Consider the following 24,804-nt stretch of genomic DNA (forward strand, 5'->3'; position numbering starts at 1 on the left):
CGACCAGGAACCCGGCTGGAGGACCCCGGCGGCGAATCTGTCGGAAAGCAGCCCCTCCCGATTACAGCGGCGCACAGATGTGCGACCCTTCCGATCGTGGGTGGGTTACGACGTCTGCACGTGCTGGACCGGGTGGCGATCGGTCTGCTCGCGACCGGACTGGTGTGCTGGGCCACGGGGGTGCTGCCCTCCGGCCAGGCCGGCGACGCGATGACCCGTATCGCCCCGCTGCTGGCGTTCCTCGGCACGGTGATCGTGCTGGCCGAACTCACCAGCCGGGCCGAGGTGTTCGACGTGGTCGCGGCCCGTGTCGCCCGGGCCGGCCGGGGCAGCTACCCGCTTCTCTTCCTGCTCTGCGTGGCCTTCGCCTCCGTCACCACGATCGCCCTCAACCTGGACACCACGGCCGTCCTCCTCACGCCCGTGATGCTGGCCCTGGCCTCCCGCCTGCGCATCGCGGCGGTCCCCCTGGCCATGACCACGGTCTGGCTGGCCAACACGGCGAGCCTGCTGCTGCCGGTCTCCAACCTGACGAACCTGCTGGCCGCGGACCGGGTGGCCCTGTCGCCGCTGGGCCTGGCGGGCCGGATGTGGGCACCGCAGCTGGCGGCGATCGCGGTGACGATGGCGTGCCTGTGGGGGTTCTACTGGCGCCGGGGGCGGCGTACGGCCGACCAGGGCCCCGAGGCCCCCGCCGAACGCACCGCCGTGCCGACGGGCGGCCCCGGCGCGACCCGCGCGGAGGACCTGCGACCGGGGAGCGCCGACCGCTACGACCTCCCCGCCCCGCACCGCCCCACCGACCCGGTGCTGTTCCGGGCCTGCGCCCTGGCCTGCGGCGGGTTCCTGCTGGCGATCCTGGTCGCGGACGTCGAGCTGTGGATCGCGTCCGCGACGGCCGCGGCCGTCGCCGTCGTGGCCTTCGCGGCCCGCGACCGCTCCGCGCTGCGGCCGTCGCTGATCCCCTGGCGGCTGCTGATCATGGTCCCCGGCATGTTCCTGGTGGTCGAGACGGTCAACGCCAACGGTCTGCACGACCTGCTGGCCGCCGCGGTGGGCCACGACGGCGGCATCGGCGGCATGTTCCGCGCGGCGGCGGTCGGCGCGGGCCTGTCGAACGTCCTCAACAACCTCCCCGTCTACCTGGCCGGCGAGGCGGCCGTCCCCTCCGGCAACCACGCCCAACTGCTCGCCCTGCTCGTGGGCACCAACGCGGGCCCGGTGATCACCCCCTGGGCCTCCCTGGCAACCCTGCTCTGGTACGAGCGATGCCACGCGTACGGCGTGCGTGTCCCGGTAGCCCGCCTGATGGCAACGGGCGCGGTCCTGGCGGTGACTGCGGTCACGACGTCGGTGGCGGTGCTGGCGGTGACGGGATGAGGGGACGGCGACGGCCACGGTGACGGATGAGGGGCGGCGACGGTGACGTCCGACGGCCGCACCGGCCACCCCGCCGTCGGCGCGGGCGCCCCAGGGGCAGGAGGCCGTGCTCGCGCAGGCCTGCCCGAGGGGCCTGCGGCCCGGGCGGCCCGGCCCAGGACGGCCGGGCCGGCTGCGCGCCTGGCACGGCAGGACCCTGACCCCGGGCAGGGATGCCCGGGCGGTTCGCGCCCGGTCATCACGTGGCCGGCTCGCGCCGGGGCGTCCGCGGGACGTCGGCCACCGTCCCGCCCGCGGCGCCGCCCACCAACCCTGGACGGCGCCGCCCACCGACCCGGCGTGGCGCGGCCCACCGACGAGGCAGCGTGGTGCAGCGGTGCCCAGGCCGACCCGCCACCCCGGCTCTCAGGCCCCGCCCCTACACCCCGGACCAGGGCGGAACGTACGACGGAGTCGGCTCCGGCACGCCCGCACCCGCACCCGCCGCCAGCTCCAGCAGATACGGCAGCGTCTCCGGCCGCGCCGCGACGAAGGAGCGCTCCGTGTCCGGTCCGGTGAAACCGCCGGTGAACTCCCGCCCGTCCAGGTGGCGCACGGCCACCCCCGCCTCGCGGGCCAGCAGTGCCCCCGCCGGCAGGTCGATCGCCTCGGCGCGGTAGCCGACGAAGCCGTCGATGTCCCCGCGGGCCAGCATCGCCCAGGCCAGCAGCGGTGCCCACAGCTGGAGCAGGCGTCGGGAGCCGAGCTCCACGGTGTGCCGCAGGGCGCGGGCGGTGCGGTCGTCGCGGCGGACCGCGTGGCCCTGGGTCCAGGCCAGCAGCGGCCCCGCCGGCGACGGCGCACGGCCGTCGGCCGCGAGCCGCCCGCCGGGCCCGTACGCGCCGCCGCCCCGTCGCGCCGACCAGGTCCGCCCGCTCAGCGGTTCGTGCACCACCCCCACCACCGGCGCCCCGTCGACGCACAGGGCGACACCCACGACACAGACGGGCAGCCCGATCACCACGTTGTTGCTGCCGTCGAGGGGGTCCACGAGCCAGGTCCGGCCGCCGCCGTCCCCGCCCAGCTCCCCGGACTCCTCGGCGAGGATCCGGTCGTGCGGGAAGCGCTCCAGGATCCGGTCCACCACGAGCCGCTCGGCCAGCAGGTCCAGGTCGGTGACGACATCGCCGAGTTCGCCCTTGGGACGGACGGCGAAACCGTCCGGGAAGCGGGACCGCAGCAGCGCCCCGGCCTCCTCGGCGGCGGCCACCGCCGTACGGCACTCGGAGGTGAAACGGGCCGACGGGTCAGACGGGCGGTTCGGGTTCGGGCTCATGGATCCTCCTGAGGGCGGCCTGGGCGATCCGGGCGGTCTGGGCCGCGTCGCACATGCTGCGGACCACCCGGCGGCCCGGGGCCCGTAACGGGCCCAGGGAGAGGTCCGCCCGGCCGGGCAGCGTCCGCCCCAGCACCAGGGTGGCGGCCGGACGGCCGTCCGGCACCACGGTGGTGTGGAACTCGCCCGCCGGAAGGTCGTACGTCTGGCCGCGCGCGCTGGTCTGCTCGCCACCCGGCAGACAGCGCACCAGCCGCTCGGTGGGCCGTAGGTCGTCCACGCCCGAGGGGTCGCTGTGCACCTCGAACACCCGGTGGGTCGGCCGCTCGGTCTCCTCGTGGACGCCCATACGCCGGTTGCCCAACCGTCCGTACAGCACGGTACTGGTCAAGTCCCAGCTGTGACAGTGCACTTGATGCGCCGTCAGGGCGGGCTCGGCCGGCCCGAAGACGTGCACGCACACGCCCTGCGGCCCGTCCCGCAGGACGGGCAGGCAGACGAACCCGAGCGGATGGCGCACCGCGCGCAGACCGCGACGGCCCGCCACCACCTGTTCCAACTCCGATGCGGCCTGCCGCATCACCTCGCCGGCGGCCCCCCGCCGGGCGGCCCGTTCCAGGGCCGGGTAGTCCATCGTCTCCCCCTCGGCCGAACGTGGCTACCTGCGGTACGGATCCTCCGCCCGCAGCGCCTTGTCGATGATGTCGCCGACATCCCCGTCGGTGAAACTCGCCGGCAGGGGCAGTCCGAGCCGGTCGAGCAGGCGTCTGACCTCGTCGACGGTCGGCTCGTCGCTCAGCGGGGTGGCCTCCCGCAGATCGAGTTTGACCGCCTGCTCCCGGCTCTGGTGCAACTCGGTGACGTAGTAGTCGTACAGCGGCCTGCCCTGCTCCACGCACAGGCTGACGCGGCGCGGGTCGTCCTGGGTGATGATCAGGCAGGTGTCGGACAGGTCGAAGCGCAGCGTCGGGGCCACCGAGGACAGGTGGACGTCGATCTCCAGGGTGTCCAGCCGCTGCCGGTGCCAACTGGCGGCGACCACGGTGGCGTAGGACTCCTTGCGGGTGCGTTCGGTGGTCCACTCCGCGAAGGCGCCGCCCTCCTGCCGGTGGCTGAAGGTGCGCCGGAAGCGCGCGTAGGCGGCGCACACCCGGTCGTCGGCCGGATTGACGATGTCGATCTTCATGCTGAGGGAGCGCCGCTGCCGCTGTGCCTCCAGGACGCACTCCGGCAGGGTGACGGCCCGCAGATAGGTGCCGGTGCCGCCCTTGAACACCCAGCGGGCGGTGCTGCGCCGGGCCTGTTCGTGGGCGAGGCGTACCTCGGGCCCGGCCAGCGTGCGCACCATGGACAGGTCCTCGATCGCCCGGCTCGTGCCCTCGGTCGCGGTCCGGATGTCGGCCAGCCGCCGCCGACGCTCCGTCAGCGAGCCGTACACCAGCGCCGCCAGGACCAGCAGGATGGAACCGGTGACGATGTGGTCGTCGAACTTCTCGTCCAGGATGTCCATCAGGCCGATGACCAGCGCGACCCCGATCGCGACGACACCGTCCGCGTTCCTGACCGCCCACGCGATCGAGTCCTCCAGCCGACGCCCGGACGACTGCTGAGGCGTTCTGCTCGTCACGTTCACCCTCCCCCGACGGCGAAAGTCCAGGGTAGGAGCAACCACGTGTCCGCAGCTACGGGGCGTGAATCGGCCTCAACGGCTTGTAGTGGCCTCGGACGGCGTGAGCGGGGGCGTACTCGGCTCGGCGCTCGGCGCGGCGGGCACCGCCGTGGGCGCCGTCGACGCGCTGTCGCTGGGGCTGGGGCGGGGTGCCGCGGTGCCGGTGGGGCCGGCGGGGGTCGAGGCCTCGGGGACGGGCGTCCGGGCGCCCTCCGTAGGGCCCGGTGTGGCGGGGGTGGGCGTTGCCGGCGGAGTCGGCGAGGTCGACGGGCCGCTCACGGGCGGTGGAGCCAGCGGAACCGTCGGGGAGACCGGTGTCTCCGATGCCGGCCGCAGTGGCAGGACGAGGGCGACGGCCACGACGACGGCGCACGCCGCGCCGACACCGGCGGCGGTGCGCAGCAGCCGGCGGCGGGCCGCACCACGGCGGATCTGTTCGTACCGGCCGGCCGGCGGGCCTAGGTAGTCGGAGGGGGGCCGCAGGATGACGGCGAGGGGGTCGTCGGGGGCGAGGTCCGGGCCGTCGTCGAAGTCGTCAGCGGGTGTGGTCAAGGCTTCTCCTCAGGTGGGCACGGAGCAGTTCACGGGCCGCGTGGAGGTCGGCCTTGACGGTGCCTTCCCTGCGTCCGGTCAGCACGGACACCTCCCGGATCGGCATGTCGGCGTAGTAGTGCAGCAGGATGGGCACGCGCAGCCGTTCCGGCAGCGACTGCACGAGCAGCCGGACCGAGGGGTCGGCCGGTTCGGCGGGCGGGCTCACGGCGGCCTCGACGGTGGCCCGGCGCACGGCGTTGCGCTCGCGCTCCGTCTTGCGCCAGTGGTCGCGGACGAGGTTGGCCGCGGTGACATAGAGGAAACCACGCGGTTCGGCCACCGCCGTCCAGCGGGCCCACAGGCGGGTGAACGCCTCCGAGGCGATCTCGTGGGCCGTCTCGTCGTCGTCGACGAGACGGCGGCACCAGCCGGCGAGGCGCGGATAGAGGGCGGCGAACAGCTCGGCCGCCGCCCGCTCGCGGGATCGTTTCACCGTTCTCCTGCAGAGCTCTGCGCCGAGGCCGACGCGGCGAAGACGATCACGTTGTCGCGGTACTCCTCGCCGTCACGGGGACCGCCGCACGTGATGAGACGCAGCTCGGGCCGGTCCACGTTCCCGTAGACGGCCTCCGTCGGGAAGTCGGCCTTGGCGACCGTACGGACCTCGGTGACGGCGAACTCCTCCGCCGTGCCGTTCTCCAGGCGCGCGACGACCCGGTCGCCCCGACGCAGCCGGTCGAGGCGGCGGAAGACGCCGTCGCCGTACCGGCCGACCGTGACATGACCGAGGATCACCGACGGCCCGGTCCGCCCCGGTGCCGGCGAGTGCCGGTACCAGCCCGCACGGTCGTCGGCCGCGATCGGGGGCACCTCCACGCTGCCGTCCGGGGCGAGCCCGAGCTGCATGACGGGCGTGTCGACACCGATGGCCGGGATCTCCAACCGGACGGGCACCGAAGGCGCCGCCGCCGCGGAGGGCGCGGAGCCGGGCGAGGCCGTGGAGGGCGAACCGGGCGTACCAGGCGTACCGGCCGGCCGGGCATTCCCGTCCTGCCCGGCCGACGAGCCCCCGCACCCCGCGAGCAGTGCCGCCGTGGCCGCCGTGGCCGCGGTGACGAACGCGCGCCTGGAGAGCGAGGTCATGCCCCGGTCGCCGCCCGCCGACGGCGGACGAGGACGATCGCCACGCCGGCCGCGCCGAACACCGCGGCGGCTCCCCCGCCGATCATCGCGCCGTCGTTCCCGGACTCGGCCGCCTCGCCCGTGTCGGGCGCCCCGCTCGGCACGACGGTGACCTGGTCCTCCGGAGCCGGAACGCTGGTCGGGGCGGTGCTGGGCACCGGCGTCGCCTCGGCGACGGCGGTCGGCGCCGACTCCGCGGGCAGGGTCGGGGACGGGACCGGCGTCGCCTCGTCGGCGGAGGCGGGCACCGTGGCCGCCAGCACGGCGGTGCAGGCAAGTGCCAGGGCACTGAGGACAGTTCGGCGCATGAATCGCTCTCTTTCGCTCTGTCGGTCCGCCCGCCCGGGGGAACTCCACGGGCTGTGTGACGGATCGAGCGAAGAGACGACCGGGCGTGGGGGCGGGTTGTAAAGAGATGGCAAAGCCGAGGCCGGGGGATCCTGCCGGCGGCCGACGGCTACAGTCGGCGCCCGTCGACGTCGCCGGCCCGCGGTGACGTCCAAGGTGACACCCGAGGGGAGCCGCCATGCCGTCCTACAGCCTCGCGAACCGGTTGGTCATCGGAATCGCCTCCAGCGCCCTGTTCGACCTGAAGGAGTCCGATGCCGTCTTCCGGAGGGAAGGCGAGGAGAGCTACCGCGCCTACCAGCGGGAGAACCTGGACAACACCCTCCGACCCGGAGTCGCGTTTCCCTTCATTCGCCGCATCCTGTCGCTGAACGACCTGAACCCCGCGGGCGACCCGCTGGTCGAAGTGATCATCCTCTCCCGCAACGACCCCGACACGGGACTCCGGGTCATGCGGTCCATCAAGGCCCATGAACTCCCCATAAGTCGTGCCGTCTTCATGCAGGGCCGGGCGCCGTACCGGTTCATGCGCGCACTGCACATGTCCCTGTTCCTGTCCGCGGACGAGAACGACGTCCGGGAGGCCGTGGCCTCGGGCCTGCCGGCGGGCCGGGTCCTCGGCTCCGCGGTGGCCGACGACCCCGCGGACAGAGAGCTGCGGATCGCCTTCGACTTCGACGGCGTCCTCGCCGGCGACGAGTCGGAGCGCGTGTACCAGCAGGACGGCCTGGAGGGCTTCCGCGCCCATGAAGCCCTCAACGTGACCACCCCTCATGACGCCGGCCCGCTCCGGGACTTCCTGAGCGAGGTCAACAAGCTGCAACGGAGGGAGGAGGAACGGCGCCGGGAGGACGAGGACTACGCGATCCGCGTCCACGTCTCCATCGTCACGGCCCGCAACGCGCCCGCCCACGAACGAGCCGTACTGAGCCTCAACAACTGGGGCGTGACCGTCAACGACGCCTTCTTCCTCGGCGGCGTCGACAAGAGCTCGATCATGGACGTGCTGAAGCCCCACATCTTCTTCGACGACCAGGAGAGCCACCTCGAAGGCACCTCCCGGACGACGCCGAGCGTCCATATTCCGTTCGGGGTGGTGAACCAGGGGGAGTTGCCCGGAGGGCCGCAGTAGCGGCCGTCAGCGGACGACCGTCACTGGACGACCGTCAGTGGACGACGGACACGATCCGGCAGGCGGCTTCGGCCAGCCGGCGCTCTCCGTCGACGCGGGCGCGGGTGAGGGCGGTGCCGGGATCGATGCCCCGCGTGCACAGTCGCCAGGCGGTCTCCGGGTCCAGCCTCACGGAGGCGGCCGGACGGCCGCCGGGCGCCTCGGCCAGCGACCAGCGGCCGGCAAGGGCGGTCACGGTCCAGGTGCCGCCGGCCGGCTCGTCGACGAGCACCTGGAGTTGTGTCCCGACGGGCGCGGTCGTGTGGCGCAGGGTGTGGGGCAGGGCCCGCATGAAGGTGTCCAGGACCGTGGACAGGGCCCGGGGCTCCGGGTCGGTGTCCCGGCCGGTGGCGTGGCGGATCTGCTGACGGTGCGTCCAGTACTCGGTGAACTCCCGTGCCACGTCCAGCCACTGGGGCGCCGGGTCCGCTCCGGCCCAGGACACCCCCAGGGCCGTCGCGGTGGGGTCCGCGCCCTCGAACCGGCGGGCGACCTCGGCCCCGTCCCGTTCCAGTGCCTCGACGAGGTCGGCCGGGCCGAGACCGGCGTGGAGGTCGACCCATTCCTGGTTGACACGGTGGATGAACGCCTCCAGCGTCTCCCCGGGCGCCGGCGCACGCCGCATTCCGTCTCCGCGCCGGCCGAGACGGCCGCGGTAGTCACCGAGGACGTGCACGGCGAGATCGCGCACGCTCCACCCCGGGACCGCGGTCCTGTCCCATTCGGCGCGCCGCAGACCCCGGAGCAGTTCGAGGAGCGACGCCAGTTCCGCCCCGAACAGCGGGCGGGCGTCGATCGGCTCGCCCAGCCAGGAGAAGTCGTCCACGGCGTCGAGTGTGACCGCGGTTGCCAGGTGACACCAGCTGCGCCTCGGCCAGGGTGCGGCCGGAGTCGTCCGCGACGGTGATCCCCCGGGAAGGGCAGCGGAGCGCGTGAGTGAGCCGTCGGGCTCAGGCGGGTGAGTGGTACCGGGGTACCACTCACCCGCCGAAGATTCCCCCTGGGTCCCAGGGTCCAGGCCTGTGGCGCTCCTAGCTTCGAAGGCGGACACCGCGGCGCGTCCGCGGACGGGTTCGAGGCAGGAAAGGCCCACTCCCATGATCGAAGCGCGTGAGCTGACGAAGCGGTACGGCGACAAGACGGTCGTCGACAACCTGAGCTTCACCGTGAAGCCCGGTGAGGTGACCGGCTTCCTGGGACCCAACGGCGCCGGCAAGTCCACGACCATGCGCATGATCGTCGGCCTGGACTCCCCCACCAAGGGTTCGGTCACCGTCAACGGACGCTCCTACGCCAAGCACGCCGCGCCGTTGCACGAGATCGGCACGCTGCTGGAGGCCAAGTCCGTCCACCCGGGGCGCAGCGCCTTCCACCACCTGATGGCGCTCGCGTACACCCACGGCATTCCGCGCCGCCGGGTGGACGAGGTCATCGAGCTGGCCGGGCTGACCAGCGTGGCCGGCAAGCGCGTGGGCGCGTTCTCCCTCGGCATGGGACAGCGGCTCGGCATCGCCTCGGCCCTCCTCGGCGACCCGGCGATCGTCATGCTCGACGAACCGGTCAACGGCCTCGACCCCGAGGGCGTGCTGTGGGTGCGCAACCTGCTGCGCGGGCTGGCCGACGAGGGACGGGCCGTGATGCTCTCCTCGCACCTGATGAGCGAGACCGCGCTGATCGCCGACCATCTGGTGATCGTCGGACGCGGCCGGCTGCTCGCCGACACCACGGTCGAGGACTTCACCCGGGAGGCCGGCGGCGGCGTGAAGGTCTCCACCACCGAGCCGATGAGACTGCGCTCGTTGCTGGCCGGCCCGGAGGTCACGATCAGCTCCTCCTCCGCCGAGGAACTGCTGGTCGCCGGACGTGACGCCCGCGAGATCGGGGCGATCGCCGCCCAGCACGGCGTGCCGCTGTACGAACTCACCCCGCAGGCCGTCTCCCTGGAGGCGGCGTTCATGGACCTCACCCGCGACGTCGTCGAGTACCAGAGTGCTCCGGCCGACACCGTACGAAAGGCCGCCTGATGCCCACCACCGCACTCCGCGGCGTCCAGCGCCCGGGCAAGAACCCGAATCCTTCCGCGGCGCCCGATCCCCGGACGCCTGCCACGCACAGGACGACCCACAAGGTGACCGGCATCCGCGTGCTGCGTTCCGAGTGGGCCAAGTTCTGGTCGCTGCGCTCCAGTTGGATCACCCTGTGCGTCGCCGTGTTTCTCCTGATCGTCTTCGGGGCGGTCGCCTCCTACACCTACAGTCCCGACGCCGTCGCGACCGCCGGGCCGCCCGGGCCGGGCTCCAGCGGCGACAGCGACGCGGTCGGTCTGGCCCTGACCGGCGTGACCTTCGCCTCGCTGGCCATCGGCGTGCTCGGGGTGCTGCTGTCCGCGGGCGAGTACAGCACCGGCATGATCCGTTCCACCCTCGCCGCGGTTCCGCGACGGCTGCCGGTCCTGTGGTCCAAGGCCGCCGTGATCGGGCCCATCGCCCTCATCCTCACCACCGTCGGCGCGGTGGCCGCGTTCCAGCTGGGCACTCCGGGCCTGGACGGGGAGAAGATCGCGCTGTCCCTGGGGGACGACGGTGTGCTGCGCAGCCTGGCCGGCGCCGGCGTCTATCTCGGCCTGGTGGCTGTCTTCGGTGTCGCCCTGGGAGTGCTGTTGCGCTCCTCCGCCGGGGCCATCGCCGCCCTGGTCGGCGTCCTGCTCATCCTCCCCGGCCTGGCCTCGCTGCTTCCCGACTCGTGGTACGACACGCTCAGCCCCTACTTCCCCAGCAACGCGGGGTCGGCCATCTACGCCCTGCACGAGTCCTCGGACGCTCTCTCGCCCGGTGCGGGGCTCGCGGTCTTCGCCGGCTGGGTGGCGCTGACACTCGCCGGGGCGGCCTTCCGGCTCGTCCGGACCGACGTCTGAGCGCGGCACGAGGACAATGGTGTCCATGAGCGCGGAACGCGCGGCAGCCGCTGCGGACACCGCCCGGGAGGCGGCGCTCCCGCCGTCCCCCGGGCTCGACGCCGCCTGGACGCACCCGCTCCTGGGCCGTCTGTGGCGCGGCCAGCGGGACCGGCAGCGGCTGGACCGCCGGCATCCGTGGCTGCTCGACACCGCGGTGGTGCTGATCGTCGTCCTGATCAGCCTGCCCGACCTGTTCTCCCACAGCCGCAACGGTCCCTTCGGGGAAGCGGTCCACCGCGGTCAGGTGCCGTCCGGCGTCCTGTTCCTCTTCGCCGCCGCACTCATCGTGCCGCTGTGGTGGCGTCGCCGGGCCCCGGCCGTCACGTTCTTCGTGATCGCGCTGGTGTCCCTGGTCCAGTGGTCGTTCGGCGTGTGGCAGCAGGCCGGCATCAGCACGCTCGTCGCCCTGTACTCCCTGGCCCGGCACGGTTCGTTGCGGGTGCTGGGCTGGGCCGTCGCGGTGACGGTCGCCGAAGTGACGGTGGCGGTCTGCGTCCTGGTGGATGTCGGCAATCCGCTGCGCGGCCTGTTCTTCCTGCTGGGGACGGCGACGGCCGCCGCCGCCGTCGGCCTGACACTCCGTATCCGCCGGATGTATCTGGCGGCGCTGGAGGAACGCGCCCGGCGCCTGGAGATCGAGCGCGACCAACGCGGCCGGCTCACCGCCGCCGCCGAGCGTTCCCGGGTCGCGCGCGAGATGCACGACATCGTCGGCCACAACCTCTCGGTCATGGTCAGTCTCGCGGACGGCGCCGCGACCCTCGCCGCCAACCGGAACGAGCAGTCCGCCGAGGCCCTGCGCATCCTCGGCGACACCGGCCGGCAGGCCATGAGCGAACTGCGCCGGGTGCTGGGCGTCCTGCGCGAGGAGAAGGACGACGTACGGATGCTCAGCCCGCAGCCCGGGATCCGTGATGTGGACCCCCTGCTGGCGCGGGTCCGCGCAGCGGGTCTGACGGTGACCTATCGGACCGTCGGCGACCTCGACTCACTGGGCAGTGGCGTGCAGCTCACCGTCTACCGCATCGTCCAGGAAGCCCTGACCAACACGCTCAAGCACGCGGGTACGGGCTCGGCCGCCGAAGTCACCGTGGCCGCCGACACCGGCAGGGTGCGGATTCGGGTCGTCGACACCGGAACACCGCCGGGGGCACCCGTGCGAACGAAGCGGGAGCAACCGACCCGCTCGGACGACGCCGGGCACGGCCTGGTCGGCATCCGTCAACGGGCCGCCATGTACGGCGGCTCGGTCGCCATCGGCCCTCGCGACACCGGGCACGGCTGGGTCGTGGACGTCGTCCTCGACCCGTCGTCCGTACCTTCCCCGTCGGCATCAGGAGAACATCTGCCATGACCACCGTGCTGATCGCCGACGACCAGCCCCTGCAGCGCATGGGCGTCCGCATGCTCCTCGAGGGCACCCCGGGCCTGACCGCGGTGGGCGAGGCCGAGCACGGCGCCGAGGCCGTCCGCCTGGCCTCCCGACTGCGCCCCGACGTCGTCCTCATGGACATCCGCATGCCCGGCATGGACGGCCTCGAGGCCACCCGCCGCATCATCGCCACCGGCGGCCGCACCCGCGTCCTCATCGTGACCACCTTCGACCTGGACGAGTACGCGTACGAAGGCCTGCGGGCCGGAGCCAGCGGCTTCCTGCTCAAGGACGCCCGGCCCGAGGAACTCGTGGCCGGCATCCACGCGGTGGCCACGGGCGACGCCGTCGTGGCCCCCAGCCTGACCCGGCGTCTGCTGGACGCCTACGCCCACCAGGTCCTCGCACCGGCCGACGCCCCCGCGCCGGAGGACCCCCGGCTGCAGACCCTCAGTGACCGCGAACGCGAAGTCCTCATCGCCATCGGCCAGGGCTGGACCAACACCGAGATCGCCGAACGCCTGGTCCTCACCGAGTCCACCGTCAAGAAGCACGTCGGCCGCGTCCTCGCCAAGATCGGCGCCCGCGACCGCATCCAGGCCGTGATCACGGCGTACGACGCCGGACTGGTCAGGGCCAAGTCATAGCTCACCGCTGGAGAGCTGCCGCTTCCGGCGGGCTTGTCGGCATGTGCCGGTCAGGGAGCCGAGGGAGGAGGACCCGGAAGGTGGCGCCCCGGCCGGGGGTCGAGTCGACCTCGACGTGTCCCGCGTGGGCGGTGACCAGGGAGTGGACGATGGACAGGCCGAGGCCGGCGCCGCCGGTGGCACGGTTGCGAGAGGTGTCGGCGCGGTAGAAGCGCTCGAAGATACGGCCGCTCTGTTCCGGGGTGAGCCCCGGGCCCTCGTCGGCGACCTCCAGGACGGCGTGGCCGCCGACCGTGCCGACGCCGATCCGCAGGGGTGTGCCGGGCGGGGTGTGGGCGACGGCGTTGCCGACCAGGTTGGTGACGACCTGGCGCAGCCGGGCCTCGTCGGCGAGGGCCGGGGCGGGCGCGGGCGGTCCGTCGCCGACCGGGCCGGTGAGGGTGACGGTGCGGGCGGGGTCCAGGGCGCGTACGTCGTGGAGGGCGTCCGCGGCGAGGGTGCGCAGGTCGGCGGGGGTGAGGTCGAGGTCCGGCGGGCAGCCGGGCGCACGGGAACCGGCGGGTTTGCCCGTGGTCTTCAGCGCCTGCTCGTCGAGACGGGCCAGCAGGAGCATGTCCTCGACGAGCCGGGTGAGGCGTTCGGACTCGCGGGCGATGCGGTCCATCGTGGCGTCGACGTCCTCACGCTCGGCGAGGGCGCCCATGCGGTGCAGATCGGTCAGACCCTTGATGCCGGCGAGCGGGGTGCGCAGCTCGTGGCTGGCGTCGGCGACGAACCGGCTCATCCGCGCCTCGGACTCGGCGCGGGCGGCGAAGGCGCTCTCCAACTGCCCCAGCATGCCGTTCAGTGCGGCGGCCAGACGGCCCAACTCCGTCCTCGGCCCGGCCAGTTCGGGTACGCGGCGGGAGAGGTCGCCGCCCGCGATCTCGGCGGCGGTCTGCTCGACGCGGGACAGCGGACGCAGCCCGGAGCGGACCGCGAACCAGCCCGCCACGGCCAGGACCGCGAGCAGACCGAGGCCGGTGGTCCGGTAGTTCTGCCACATGCGGCCCACCGTGCCGTCCACCTGGTCCATCGAGGTCGCCACGACCACACTGCCGGGTCCGGACGACGTCGTCACCGAGGTCCCCGGCAGTGCGGCACGCGCCACCCTGGGCACGGAGAGCACCCGCCAGCGTGCGTCGCCCTTAGTGCTGCCGACGGTGAACGGGCGGCCCTCGCGGGCGGCGACCGCGGCCGTGTCCAGCCGGGGAAGGGCCGGGCCCCGCGCGTTGCTCGTCCGGTTCGCCCCCGCGAGGGAGTCGATGCTCCTCTCGACGGTGCCGTCCTTCGCGACGTAGGTGACGACGGGGTTGCCGAGGATGTCCGTGCTGAAGTCGGCCAGCCCCGCCGGCGGCTTGCGCTGGGTCCCGCTCTCCGCCACCGTCGGCGGCAGTACGGCGAACACCTGGGCGGTGGCACGGAGTTGGGCGTCGAGGCGGTCCTCCATGTAACCGCGCAGGGCGTTGCCGGTGACCAGGGCGAACGCCGTGAAACCGACCGTCAGCAGGGCGACGGCCAACAGCAGCACCCGGCTGCGCAGGGACGCGCGCGCCCACAGCGCACGGACACGCCGGGGCCGGGTCATGACTTCGGTCCGCGCAGCACGTACCCGACGCCGTGCACGGTGTGGATGAGCTTCGGGCCGCCGTTGTCGATCTTGCGGCGCAGATAGCTGATGTAGGTGTCGACGATGCCGGTGTCGCCGTTGAAGTCGTAGTCCCACACCCGCTGGAGGATCTGCGGCTTCGAGACCGTGCGCCCGGCGTTGGTCATCAGGTAGTGCAGCAGCCGGAACTCGGTGGGTGACAGACGCAGCGGCTGGCCCGAACGGGCCGCCTGGAGGCCGTCGGGGTCGAGTTCCAGGTCGGCCACGCGCAGGAGGGCGGTGGGATCGCCGCTGGTGCGGCGCAGCACCGCACGGATGCGGGCGATCAGCTCCTGGAGGTCGAACGGCTTGGTCACGTAGTCGTCGCCGCCCAGCACCAGCCCCTCGATCTTGTCCTGGGTCGCGTCACGGGCCGTGAGGAACACGACCGGGATGTGCCCGGTCCGGGGTGCCGCGGCCGGGCGGTGCTGTTCGCGCAGCCGGCGGATCACCTCGAAGCCGTCCAGGTCGGGAAGCATCACATCCAGCAGGACGAGATCCGGCGAGACCTCCCGCGCCCGGTCCAGCGCCTCCTGCCCCGTCCCGGCCGCGGCAACGGTGAACCCGGCGTGCCGCAGCGCCGCGCACAACAGCTCGCGCACAGTGGGCTCGTCGTCCACGACCAGCAGATTCACGCCCGGGGCAGCCACGGCGCCGGCGTCGCTCCCGACGCCGGTGCCCGGCAGGGCAGAACGCTCAACAGGTGTCACAGGGGGCCTCCACGCGACCGGGAACACGCTCCCGGCCCCGCCACAGATCCGGGGACACGGCAGAAGGGCGCGCAGCCCGCGGCAGCCGGGATCCTGCCGGGAAGAATACGAAAAGGGGCTGTCTTCACCGCGTAAAGCACAAGGTCACCGCGCCCCACGGGCACCGCGCAGCGCGGACAGCAGGCTTCCGGCGAACCCGGCCAGTGCGCCGACGAGCAGCCCGAAGACGACGGTCCGCAGCACGCTGCCGCTCAGCTCGGCCCGCATTCCCCCCATCTCGCTGCCGAACATACTGACCCCGAAGTGCCCGGACGCCCCCACCAGCCAGGCCGCCACGCCCAGCACGACGGCCGTGACGACCCCGAACCGCTCGGCCATGCCGAGGTGCCCGGCCAGCGGACCCCGGTAGGGCAGCATCGGGAGCTTGTGTCCGGGGTGCGTGGTCCGGGCCGCCCGGTAGGCACAGGCGAGCAGGATCAGTCCGGTCACCGTGAGAGCGGCGAGCCACAGCGGCCATCCGCCCGCCGACAGCGACCGCAGCTGCTCGGTACGGTCGGGCTGCTGACCGCCGCCCATGGCACCCGTGCCCCCACCCATGCCGCCCATCAGAGCGGCGAGCGGGTTGCTGCCGCCGTCGCTCTGCACCGGGTGCACCGTGGCCGTCCACGAGGAGCCGACGCCCAGTGTCAGGAACACCGCCACGGCGTTCGGAGCCAGCAACAGGGCGGCGCCCGCCGCCGAGCCGGCCCGGCCACCGACCGCCGTCCCGACGACCGCAAGAACCACCAGCGGCACGGCCGCCATGACGAGAACCGTACGCACGACAGCCGACAGACTCCGCCCCCAGCCGGTGCGCAGCCCGTCCAGCGCACCGCCCAGCGGCAGCCGCACCCGGCGGCTGATCAGACATCCCACGCCGATCACGACGGCCGCCCACAGCACCGCACCGAAGCCGGCCGACCCCGCACTCACGTGGTACGTCATCGCCGACCGGGCCCCCGAACCACCGCCCATGAGCTCACCCAGGCCGCCGCTCCCACCGCCCATGAGCTCGCCGAGCCCCCCACTCCCGCCGCCCATGAGCTCACCCAGGCCGCCACCCGCGCCGCCGAAGCCCTCGGCGGTCCGGCCGCCGCCGTTTCCGCCCATCCCGGTCATCGCCGACTCGGGCAGGGTGGCCGATCCCTTCGCGAGGCCGGCGACGATCATGAGGATGAACAGCGCCGCGCTCGCCGCTCCGGCCGCCCGCACGGTCAGTTCACCGGCGGTGAACCGCCGCTGCTGCCCCGCACGCAGCCGCCGGGAGAACGCGATCCACAGCACGACGGCACCGACCAGCGTGACCCCGAGCGGTACGACATCGGCCGCCCCGCTCATCGACGGCCCCATGCCACCGCCACCGCCGAACAGGGCGGCCGGCCCACCCATCGACCCGGTGTCCCCGGAGACATCCGAACCCGCGCTGACCGAGCCGCCGACGGCCATGGCCGTCAGAGCCAGGGTCAGCGGCCACAGCGATCCGAAGGACCCCGCGTCGAGCAGCATCAGCGCCAGCGCGGACACTGCCGCCATGGCGGCCACCGCGCACAGGGCGGCCGCCGCCCCTTCCAGAGCGTTCTGCCACGGGCCGATCAGTTGCAGCGGCACGGTGCGGCGTGGGGACTGCGGACTCGTACCGGGCCGCGGACCGGACCCGGGCCTGGTCTGGAGACGGGGCGTGGTGGCAGCCATGGGGGAAACACTCCGCTTCGCTCGCGGGGAAGCACGCGGCGCCGAACGGGGGAGAAACGGCGCCGCGTGCCGTGGGGACCCGCACACACTGGCGGTCGCGGGTCCGACGTTCCCGAGAGGTTCTGGGAGGTTTCTGAGAGTCGGCGAGAGGACGACGCAGGTCACGGGGCGCACACGACCGAGGTGCCGGCCCACTTCTCAGGAAGTTCCCAGAAGCGCAGGTGCTCGCCACGAACCGACGCCCCGGTCGGACCGTCGTCCGTCCGGGGCGTCATGCCGCTCAGTACACGTCTCGGTACGTCACGAGTCGAGCGACGTCATCACGTGCTTGATCCGGGTGTAGTCGTCGAAGCCGTACGCCGACAGGTCCTTGCCGTAGCCGGACTTCTTGAAGCCGCCGTGGGGCATCTCGGCGACCAGCGGGATGTGGGTGTTGATCCACACGCAGCCGAAGTCGAGCTTCTTGGACATGCGCATCGCGCGGCCGTGGTCCTTGGTCCACACCGAGGAGGCGAGGGCGTACTCGACGCCGTTGGCCCACTCGACGGCCTGGTCCTCGTCCGTGAAGGACTGGACGGTGATGACCGGGCCGAAGACCTCCTTCTGGATGATCTCGTCGTCCTGCTTCAGCCCGGACACGACGGTCGGCGCGTAGAAGTAGCCCTTCTCGCCGACCTGGTGGCCGCCGGCCTCGACCTTGGCGTGGGCGGGGAGGCGCTCGATGAAGCCGGAGACCTGCTTGAGCTGGTTCGGGTTGTTCAGCGGCCCGTACAGCACGTCCTCGTCGTCCGGCCGGCCCGTCTTCGTCTCGGCGGCGGCCTTCGCGAGCGCCGCGACGAACTCGTCGTGGATGGCCTCCTGGACGAGGACGCGGGTGGCGGCCGTACAGTCCTGGCCGGCGTTGAAGAAGCCCGCGACCGAGATGTCCTCGACGGCCTTGGCGATGTCGGTGTCCTCGAAGACGACGACCGGCGCCTTGCCGCCCAGCTCCAGGTGGACACGCTTGAGGTCCTTGGACGCGGACTCGGCGACGGACATGCCCGCGCGCACGGAACCGGTGATGGAGGCCATGGCCGGAATCTCGTGCTCGACCATCAGACGGCCGGTGTCGCGGTCGCCGGTGATGACGTTGAAGACGCCCTTGGGCAGGATCGAGCCGATGATCTCGGCGATCAGGACCGTCGACGCCGGGGTGGTGTCCGACGGCTTCAGCACCACCGTGTTGCCCGCCGCGATCGCGGGGGCGAACTTCCACACGGCCATCATCATCGGGTAGTTCCACGGCGCGACCTGCGCGCAGACGCCGACCGGCTCACGGCGGATGATCGAGGTCATCCCGTCCATGTACTCACCGGCCGACCGGCCCTCGAGCATCCGGGCGGCGCCCGCGAAGAAACGGATCTGGTCGACCATCGGCGGGATCTCCTCGGTCCGCGTCAGCCCGACCGGCTTGCCCGTGTTCTCCACCTCGGCCGCGATGAGCTCCTCGGCACGCTCCTCGAACGCGTCCGCGATCTTCAGCAGGGCCTTCTGGCGCTCGGCCGGAGTGGTGTCGCGCCAGCCCGGGAAGGCCGCCGCGGCGGCCTGCATCGCGGCGTCCACGTCCGCCGGGCCGGACAGCGGGGCGGTCGCGTAGGCCTCGCCCGTCGCGGGGTTGACCACCTCGGTGGTCCGTCCGTCGGCGGCGTCCCGGAACTCACCGTCGATGTAGTTGCGCAGACGACGCAGCTCGGTGCTCACTGCCGGCCCTCCAAAATCGCGTGTGTCCCACGCCCGGATGTCCAGGCCTGGGTGTCCATTGACTGAGACACCCACACTAGTCCGTGCCCCGACGTTTTCAACACCCCTGATCCCGCCACGGCTGCGAAATCCGCAAGACTCCGTCACGTAAACAACGAATTTCATCGCATCGGCCTTGCGGAACTGTCGAGACGTCGTGCACAGTGAGCTCGTGGCCAGTCGAAGCGCAGAGCACCGGGACTCCCGCGAGTCCAAGAACGGCACCCCTCATCTGGATGCCGTCAGCCTCGCCATCATCGAGCAGCTCCAGGAGGACGGCCGTCGGCCGTACGCCGCGATCGGTAAGGCCGTCGGCCTGTCCGAGGCGGCCGTGCGCCAGCGCGTCCAGAAGCTGCTCGACCAGGGCGTGATGCAGATCGTCGCCGTCACGGACCCGCTCACCGTGGGCTTCCGCCGGCAGGCGATGGTCGGGATCAACGTCGAGGGCGACGTGGAGAAGATCGCGGAGGCGCTGACCGACATGGCGGAGGTCGAGTACGTGGTGATGACCGCGGGCTCCTTCGACATCCTCGCCGAGATCGTCTGCGAGGACGACGACCACCTGCTGGACGTCATCAACAAACGCATCCGCGCCCTGCCCGGCGTGCGCTCCACCGAGAGCTTCGTCTACTTGAAGCTGAAGAAGCAGACCTACATGTGGGGAACCCGATAACCGTGAGGACCCGATAACCGTGAGCACCAAGGACCTCAGTCGCACCGCGTACGACCACCTGTGGATGCACTTCACCCGCATGTCCTCGTACGAGAACTCCCCCGTCCCCACCATCGTCCGGGGCGAGGGCACCTACATATACGACGACAAGGGCAGGCGCTACCTCGACGGTCTCGCGGGGCTGTTCGTGGTCCAGGCCGGTCACGGCCGCACGGAACTGGCGGAGACCGCGTTCAAGCAGGCGCAGGAGCTGGCGTTCTTCCCGGTCTGGTCCTACGCCCACCCCAAGGCCGTGGAGCTGGCGGAACGTCTCGCCGACTACGCGCCCGGCGACCTGAACAAGGTCTTCTTCACCACCGGCGGCGGTGAGGCGGTCGAGACCGCCTGGAAGCTCGCCAAGCAGTACTTCAAGCTGGTCGGCAAGCCCACCAAGCACAAGGTGATCTCCCGTGCGGTCGCCTACCACGGCACCCCGCAGGGCGCCCTGTCCATCACCGGCCTGCCGGGCCTGAAGGCCCCGTTCGAGCCGCTGGTCCCGGGCGCGCACAAGGTTCCGAACACCAACATCTACCGGGCGCCCCTGTTCGGCGACGACCCGGAGGCCTTCGGCCGCTGGGCCGCCGACCAGATCGAGCAGCAGATCCTCTTCGAGGGCCCGGACACGGTCGCCGCGGTCTTCCTGGAGCCCGTCCAGAACGCCGGCGGCTGCTTCCCGCCCCCGCCCGGCTACTTCCAGCGGGTGCGCGAGATCTGCGACACGTACGACGTCCTGCTGGTCTCGGACGAGGTCATCTGCGCCTTCGGCCGCCTGGGCACGATGTTCGCCTGCGACAAGTTCGGCTACGTGCCGGACATGATCACCTGCGCCAAGGGCATGACGTCCGGGTACTCCCCCATAGGCGCCTGCATCATCTCCGACCGCCTGGCCGAGCCGTTCTACAAGGGCGACAACACCTTCCTGCACGGCTACACCTTCGGCGGCCACCCGGTGTCGGCCGCGGTGGGTCTGGCGAACCTCGACCTGTTCGAGCGCGAGAACCTCACCCAGCACGTCCTCGACAACGAGGGCGCCTTCCTGCGGACCCTGCAGAAGCTCCACGACCTGCCGATCGTCGGCGACGTGCGCGGCAACGGCTTCTTCTACGGCATCGAGCTCGTCAAGGACAAGGCGACGAAGGAGTCCTTCAACGCCGAGGAGACCGAGCGCGTCCTGTACGGCTTCCTGTCCAAGGCCCTCTTCGACAACGGCCTGTACTGCCGTGCCGACGACCGCGGCGACCCGGTCGTCCAGCTCGCCCCGCCACTGATCTCCGACCAGGGGACGTTCGACGAGATCGAGCAGATCCTGCGCGCGACGCTGACGGAGGCGTGGACAAGGCTGTGATCCTGCGGAAGATCCTTCTTGTGGATCTTCCTCTGAGGTGATCAACACCGGCCCCGGTGCCGCCCGTTCGAGTGAGAAACGGCGGCCCGGGGCCGTGTGCTGTCCGGCCTCGGGCCATCGCCTGCCTAGCGTGCGAGTGACCGATCGGCCCTGTCTTCGTTCCCCCGCACGGGGGAACGGCACGGGGGATCGGCACGCGAACTACGGAACTGAACCGAGGTGTACGCCCATGGAGGCTCCGCCGGACAACGACGTGCTGTGGGCACGGTCCCTGCACTTCACGCACCACGACGGCTCCCCCGCGCTCGGCGGCGTCTCGCTCGGCGTCCGGGAGGGCGAGATCCTCGCCGTCACCGGCCCGCGCGGCAGCGGCAAGACGACCCTGCTGCACTGCCTGTCCGGCCTGACGCCGACCCAGCGTGGCGAGGTCTGGTTCAACAGCGTCCCCGTCCACACGATGGGCCCGCCAGCCCGCGAACGGCTGCGCCGCGACCGCTTCGGCTGGATCGATCCGGCACCGGTGCTCGTCCCCGAGCTCAACGTCTGGGAGAACGCGGCCCTCCCCCTGATGCTGCGCGGCACCAGCCGCCGCCGCGCCAAGGTCGCCGCCCTGGAGTGGCTGGAGCGCCTCGACATCGGTGACAAGTCCCGCAAGCGGCCGTACGAACTGACCCAGGCGGAACGCCAGCGCGTGTGCATCACCCGCGCCCTGGCCCCCGCCCCGTCGGTCCTCTTCGCGGACGAACCGACGGCCCCCCTGCACCGCGCGGACCGCGCCCACGTGCTCCGCACACTGACGACGGCGGCCCGCTCGCACGGCATCACGGTCATCCTGGCCACCCACGACGCGGAGACGGCGGCCCTCGCCGACCGCACGGTGCCACTGCTGGACGGGCGACGGGTGAACACGGTCCACCTCCCCCCGGTCACCGAGACGGAAGGCCGGGCGGCGTGCTCGCTCTCCGCCTGATCCGCAGCGCCCACCCCGCCGTCCAGGTACGCCGCCTCCTGGTGGCGACGGCCTCGGCGGGCACCGGCTTCCTCCTCCTGGGCACCCTCGGCCACGCCCTCACCCACCCCGAGACCCCGGCGGCCTCCGCACTCCGGCTGGCCTGGTGCACCGTCCCCCTGGCCGCGACGGTCCAGTTCGCCCTCGCGGTGGCCCGCACCGACCCCGGCACCCGCCCCCGTCCCGGCCTGGCGGCGATCGGCCTGGGCCCGGCCCGCCTGATGGCCGTCTCGGCCACCACCACCGCCCTCTCCACCACCCTCGGCTCCGTCCTGGCCCTCCTGATCTTCCTCCACCTCCGCGGCGACCTCACCGGCATGCCCTTCGACGGAGCAGCCTCCACCTTCCTGGCCGCGGACATCCCTCTCCCCCTCCCGGCAGCCCTGACCCTCCTGACCTGGGTCCCGGCAACGGCATCAGTGGCAGTGGCCCTGTCCCTGCGCCCGAGGGACACCCAACTGGCAGCCACCTCCCGGGGGACGGGGCGCACGCCGGGGTGGTTCAGGGGGAGGGAGACGCCCGGGGCTTACGGAGGGTTCGGGGCACGGAAGCGGACGGGGGCACGGGAGACGTTCGGGGCGTACGGCAGGTTCGGCCGCCAAGTCGCCCAGCCCATCGGCCCTGCCGGGCGGTCCTCCACGCAGAAAGCAGCCCACGACGACGACACCCAACCACCGCATCAGCCCGCGGGACGCCCGTCCGCACCCGGGACCGACGACGGCACTCAGCCATCTCGCCAGGCTGCGGGCAATCGTGCCGCTGGGGCGGCACGGGTGGGCGCAGGCGGCACCCCGCCGGCGCCGGGCAGCGCGACCCACCCCCCAGCACCGGCCAACGGCACACCAGAAACCCCGGACCACTCACCCAACCCCCCGGCACCGACCGACGGCACCTCGGCATCACAGGCCCAGGTACCCAACCCCACCGCCCTCCCCTGGGGCGCAGCCATCCTCGCCGCCGGCCTCGCCGTGGAGGCCTACGCAAGCCACACCACAAGCAACGCAAACCTCACCGTCCCCGGCGGCCCCACAGGCCCCGCCGCAGTCCTCATCGGCTGGGCCCTCACCGCCGTAGGCCTGGCCCTGGCCGGCCCCGGCCTCACCCACCTCTGCGGCCGCCTGCTGCAGGCAGCCCGCCCCGGCGCCCTCCGCCTCCTGGCCGGCCGCGGCCTGATGCAGGAGGCATCCCGCATCGGCCGCCCCCTGGGCATCCTGTGCGCGGTGGCCTCCGGCGCCTACGGCATGGCCGCCCTGTACGACCCGTCGGACCCGACCGTCGGCCCCCTCACCACTCTCGGCGCCCTCCTGGTCGTCGGCTGCACCCTCGCCACCCTCCTCACCGCGGCCGTGGAGGCACGCCAGGCCCGCGCCGACACCACGGCCGCCCTGCTCCGCCTCGGCGCCCCGGCCACGACGCTGCGCAGCGCGGCCGCCCTCCGTGCCGGCGCCCTCGCCGCACTCTTCGTCCCGCTCACCCTGATCGTGGCCGAGCTGGCGGCCCTCCCCCTGGCCGGCTGACCCGCACCTGACCCCGTACGAAAAACCGCGCGAAAAAAATCTTCGAACGCCGATGAGTTCCGCACGACCCCCCGGTCTACCCCAGCGAACGCAACGAACAGCACACGCAAGCTGTACCGACCGATGGGAGAGACCCGATGACCACGCCCGCCTACCAGCAGATGATCTTCGTCAACCTGCCCGTGAACGACCTCGATGCCTCGAAGAAGTTCTTCACGGAGCTGGGCTACTCGATCAACCCCCAGTTCAGTGACGAGAACGCGGCCTCCGTGGTGATCAGCGACACCATCGTCGCGATGCTGCTCACCAAGCCGTTCTACTCGACCTTCACCAAGAAGGAGATCGCGGACTCCGCCAGGACCAGCGAGGTCCTGATCGCGCTGAGCGCCGAGAGCCGCGAGAAGGTGGACGAACTGGTCGACCGCGCCCTGGCGTTGGGCGGCTCGCCCGCCGGCGAGACGCAGGACCACGGCTTCATGTACGGCCGTTCCTTCGACGACCTCGACGGGCACACCTGGGAGGTCGTCTGGATGAACCCGTCGGCGATCGAGGGCTGAACCGCCCGCCGGGCAGCGGCACCTAGCATGGGCGGGTGCATCCGACGACACCCGCCCAGCCGTTCGACGGTACCCACGACCGCGAGATCGAGTCCCTCGCCGAGTTCGACGAGGTGGTCTCCACAGAGGGCACCCTCTCCCACTACCGCGTCCAGGCCGTCGACCTGACGGACCGTACGACCGCCCTGCTGGCCCTGGACACCACGGGCGCCGTCTTCCTCGGCTGCCCGATGGACCCGGAGGCGGCGGCGAAGGCAAGGGCCTCGGGCGCCCTGGTCTTCCCGCCCGTACCGGGCCTCTCCTTCGATCCGTACCGCGGCTTCGTCTACTCCCCGGACGAGCTGTTCGAGTCGCTGCACGAGGGATACGAGGCGACACCCGACGCCCGTACCTACGCCTGGTTCCAGCAGACGAAGGCGGACGGCGACATCTTCGCCTCCATGCTCCGCTCGATCCACGACGACGCGGTCTCCGACGCCCTCGACGAACTCCTCGTCGGCGCCCGCGTGGTGGGCGTCATGGGCGGCCACGCCATGGCCCGCGGCACGGAGGCGTACACCGGCGCCGCGCGTCTCGGCCGGGAACTCGCCCGCGCCGGACTCACGGTGGCGACCGGCGGCGGCCCGGGCGCGATGGAGGCGGCCAACCTCGGCGCCTACGCGGCCCCCCTGCCCGACGGCATGCTCACCGAGGCGCTCCAACTCCTCGCCAAGGCACCGGCGTTCACGCCCTCGATCACCGACTGGGCGACGGCGGCCTTCGAGGTCCGCGCCCGCTGGCCGCAGGGCGGCCCCTCGGTCGGCATCCCCACCTGGTTCTACGGCCACGAGCCGCCGAACCCGTTCGCCGCGCACATCGCCAAGTACTTCTCCAACGCCACCCGCGAGGACGGTCTGCTGGCCCGCTGCACCGCGGGCGTCGTCTTCCTGCCCGGCGCCGCCGGGACCGTTCAGGAGATCTTCGACAACGCGACGCCGAACTACTACGAGTCGCGCGGTGAGCCCACGCCGATGGTGCTCGTGGACCGGGCGCACTGGACGGAGCGGCTGCCGACCTGGCCGTTGCTGCGGGCACTGGCGAAGGAGCGGTCGATGGAGGACCGGATCGCCCTGGTCGACCGGATCGAGGAGGCTCCGGAGGCGTTGAAACGTCTTGGCGGTTAATGAGCGGGCAAAGCCAAGAG

Annotated in this window: 24 protein-coding genes; 12 read left to right on the top strand and 12 right to left on the bottom strand. The window is 72.3% G+C overall.

Features of this window, described 5'->3' with window-relative positions; translation table 11 throughout:
* The first annotated feature begins 96 nt into the window (after positions 1–96).
* Entirely contained in the window at positions 97–1,380 is a 1,284-nt protein-coding gene (locus IE263_RS16885) for an ArsB/NhaD family transporter (RefSeq protein WP_229911017.1), read from the top strand.
* A 418-nt stretch (positions 1,381–1,798) separates the two neighbouring features.
* Here the strand turns inward: IE263_RS16885 and IE263_RS16890 are convergent, their stop codons facing one another.
* The 7 genes from IE263_RS16890 to IE263_RS16920 all read right to left on the bottom strand — a co-directional run bounded on the left by IE263_RS16890 (position 1,799) and on the right by IE263_RS16920 (position 6,388).
* The gene (locus IE263_RS16890) at positions 1,799–2,695 is read right to left on the bottom strand and encodes an inositol monophosphatase family protein (RefSeq protein WP_189937202.1); all 897 of its coding nucleotides are present in this window, start codon (positions 2,693–2,695) and stop codon (positions 1,799–1,801) included.
* Positions 2,667–3,329, bottom strand: coding sequence for a hypothetical protein (locus IE263_RS16895; protein WP_189937204.1), 663 nt, complete (start codon positions 3,327–3,329; stop codon positions 2,667–2,669). Before IE263_RS16895 ends, IE263_RS16890 begins: the two co-directional genes overlap by 29 nt.
* Positions 3,330–3,353: 24 nt before the next feature.
* Complete coding sequence (locus IE263_RS16900; protein ID WP_229911018.1) at positions 3,354–4,322, bottom strand: hypothetical protein; 969 nt, start codon at positions 4,320–4,322, stop codon at positions 3,354–3,356.
* Positions 4,323–4,397: 75 nt separating this feature from the next.
* On the bottom strand, positions 4,398–4,916 hold the full coding sequence (locus tag IE263_RS16905; RefSeq protein WP_189937206.1) for a hypothetical protein: 519 nt from the start codon (positions 4,914–4,916) through the stop codon (positions 4,398–4,400).
* Entirely contained in the window at positions 4,900–5,391 is a 492-nt protein-coding gene (locus IE263_RS16910; protein ID WP_189937208.1) for an RNA polymerase sigma factor, read from the bottom strand. The genes IE263_RS16905 and IE263_RS16910 overlap by 17 nt, the downstream gene beginning before the upstream one ends.
* Entirely contained in the window at positions 5,388–6,041 is a 654-nt protein-coding gene (locus tag IE263_RS16915; RefSeq protein ID WP_189937210.1) for a class F sortase, read from the bottom strand. Before IE263_RS16915 ends, IE263_RS16910 begins: the two co-directional genes overlap by 4 nt.
* Complete coding sequence (locus IE263_RS16920) at positions 6,038–6,388, bottom strand: Tat pathway signal sequence domain protein (protein ID WP_189937212.1); 351 nt, start codon at positions 6,386–6,388, stop codon at positions 6,038–6,040. Before IE263_RS16920 ends, IE263_RS16915 begins: the two co-directional genes overlap by 4 nt.
* Positions 6,389–6,606: 218 nt before the next feature.
* On the opposite strand from IE263_RS16920, the gene IE263_RS16925 reads away from it, so the two are divergent.
* Positions 6,607–7,560 (top strand): 5'-nucleotidase, encoded by a 954-nt coding sequence (locus IE263_RS16925; RefSeq protein WP_189937214.1) that lies wholly within the window; start codon positions 6,607–6,609, stop codon positions 7,558–7,560.
* A 34-nt stretch (positions 7,561–7,594) separates the two neighbouring features.
* Here IE263_RS16925 and IE263_RS16930 read toward each other — a convergent pair whose 3' ends face one another.
* A complete protein-coding gene (locus IE263_RS16930) occupies positions 7,595–8,425 on the bottom strand; it encodes a maleylpyruvate isomerase family mycothiol-dependent enzyme (RefSeq protein ID WP_229911019.1) in 831 nt (276 codons plus the stop codon).
* A 271-nt stretch (positions 8,426–8,696) separates the two neighbouring features.
* On the opposite strand from IE263_RS16930, the gene IE263_RS16935 reads away from it, so the two are divergent.
* From IE263_RS16935 to IE263_RS16950, 4 genes are read left to right on the top strand one after another with little or no spacing between them, the layout of a single operon-like run.
* Positions 8,697–9,623: an ABC transporter ATP-binding protein gene (locus IE263_RS16935; RefSeq protein WP_189937218.1), complete on the top strand. Its 927-nt coding sequence runs from the start codon at positions 8,697–8,699 to the stop codon at positions 9,621–9,623.
* Positions 9,623–10,513: an ABC transporter permease gene (locus IE263_RS16940; protein ID WP_189937220.1), complete on the top strand. Its 891-nt coding sequence runs from the start codon at positions 9,623–9,625 to the stop codon at positions 10,511–10,513. Before IE263_RS16935 ends, IE263_RS16940 begins: the two co-directional genes overlap by 1 nt.
* A 25-nt stretch (positions 10,514–10,538) precedes the next feature.
* Positions 10,539–11,909, top strand: coding sequence for a sensor histidine kinase (locus IE263_RS16945; protein WP_189937223.1), 1,371 nt, complete (start codon positions 10,539–10,541; stop codon positions 11,907–11,909).
* Positions 11,906–12,574, top strand: coding sequence for a response regulator (locus tag IE263_RS16950; protein ID WP_189937225.1), 669 nt, complete (start codon positions 11,906–11,908; stop codon positions 12,572–12,574). The genes IE263_RS16945 and IE263_RS16950 overlap by 4 nt, the downstream gene beginning before the upstream one ends.
* Position 12,575: 1 nt before the next feature.
* Here the strand turns inward: IE263_RS16950 and IE263_RS16955 are convergent, their stop codons facing one another.
* The 4 genes from IE263_RS16955 to IE263_RS16970 all read right to left on the bottom strand — a co-directional run bounded on the left by IE263_RS16955 (position 12,576) and on the right by IE263_RS16970 (position 18,442).
* Positions 12,576–14,201, bottom strand: a complete 1,626-nt coding sequence (locus tag IE263_RS16955) for a HAMP domain-containing sensor histidine kinase (protein ID WP_189937226.1) — start codon at positions 14,199–14,201, stop codon at positions 12,576–12,578.
* On the bottom strand, positions 14,198–14,911 hold the full coding sequence (locus IE263_RS16960; protein ID WP_189937663.1) for a response regulator transcription factor: 714 nt from the start codon (positions 14,909–14,911) through the stop codon (positions 14,198–14,200). Before IE263_RS16960 ends, IE263_RS16955 begins: the two co-directional genes overlap by 4 nt.
* A 204-nt stretch (positions 14,912–15,115) precedes the next feature.
* Entirely contained in the window at positions 15,116–16,702 is a 1,587-nt protein-coding gene (locus IE263_RS16965) for a streptophobe family protein (RefSeq protein WP_229911020.1), read from the bottom strand.
* A gap of 300 nt (positions 16,703–17,002) precedes the next feature.
* Positions 17,003–18,442 carry a gamma-aminobutyraldehyde dehydrogenase gene (locus tag IE263_RS16970; protein ID WP_189937228.1) on the bottom strand — a complete coding sequence of 480 codons (1,440 nt, stop codon included), beginning with the start codon at positions 18,440–18,442 and terminating at the stop codon, positions 17,003–17,005.
* Between the two features lie 196 nt (positions 18,443–18,638).
* Between IE263_RS16970 and IE263_RS16975 the strand changes: the two genes are divergently transcribed.
* The 6 genes from IE263_RS16975 to IE263_RS17000 all read left to right on the top strand — a co-directional run bounded on the left by IE263_RS16975 (position 18,639) and on the right by IE263_RS17000 (position 24,784).
* Positions 18,639–19,154, top strand: a complete 516-nt coding sequence (locus IE263_RS16975) for an Lrp/AsnC family transcriptional regulator (RefSeq protein ID WP_189937230.1) — start codon at positions 18,639–18,641, stop codon at positions 19,152–19,154.
* Positions 19,155–19,173: 19 nt separating this feature from the next.
* Positions 19,174–20,538, top strand: coding sequence for an aspartate aminotransferase family protein (locus tag IE263_RS16980; RefSeq protein WP_189937232.1), 1,365 nt, complete (start codon positions 19,174–19,176; stop codon positions 20,536–20,538).
* A gap of 229 nt (positions 20,539–20,767) precedes the next feature.
* The gene (locus IE263_RS16985) at positions 20,768–21,508 is read left to right on the top strand and encodes an ABC transporter ATP-binding protein (RefSeq protein WP_189937234.1); all 741 of its coding nucleotides are present in this window, start codon (positions 20,768–20,770) and stop codon (positions 21,506–21,508) included.
* On the top strand, positions 21,490–23,064 hold the full coding sequence (locus tag IE263_RS16990; RefSeq protein WP_189937236.1) for a hypothetical protein: 1,575 nt from the start codon (positions 21,490–21,492) through the stop codon (positions 23,062–23,064). The genes IE263_RS16985 and IE263_RS16990 overlap by 19 nt, the downstream gene beginning before the upstream one ends.
* Positions 23,065–23,201: 137 nt before the next feature.
* The gene (locus IE263_RS16995) at positions 23,202–23,621 is read left to right on the top strand and encodes a VOC family protein (protein ID WP_189937237.1); all 420 of its coding nucleotides are present in this window, start codon (positions 23,202–23,204) and stop codon (positions 23,619–23,621) included.
* A gap of 35 nt (positions 23,622–23,656) precedes the next feature.
* A complete protein-coding gene (locus IE263_RS17000; protein ID WP_189937239.1) occupies positions 23,657–24,784 on the top strand; it encodes an LOG family protein in 1,128 nt (375 codons plus the stop codon).
* The last annotated feature ends 20 nt before the right edge of the window (positions 24,785–24,804 follow it).

The organism is Streptomyces aurantiogriseus (assembly GCF_014649375.1).
Lineage (GTDB): Bacteria > Actinomycetota > Actinomycetes > Streptomycetales > Streptomycetaceae > Streptomyces > Streptomyces aurantiogriseus.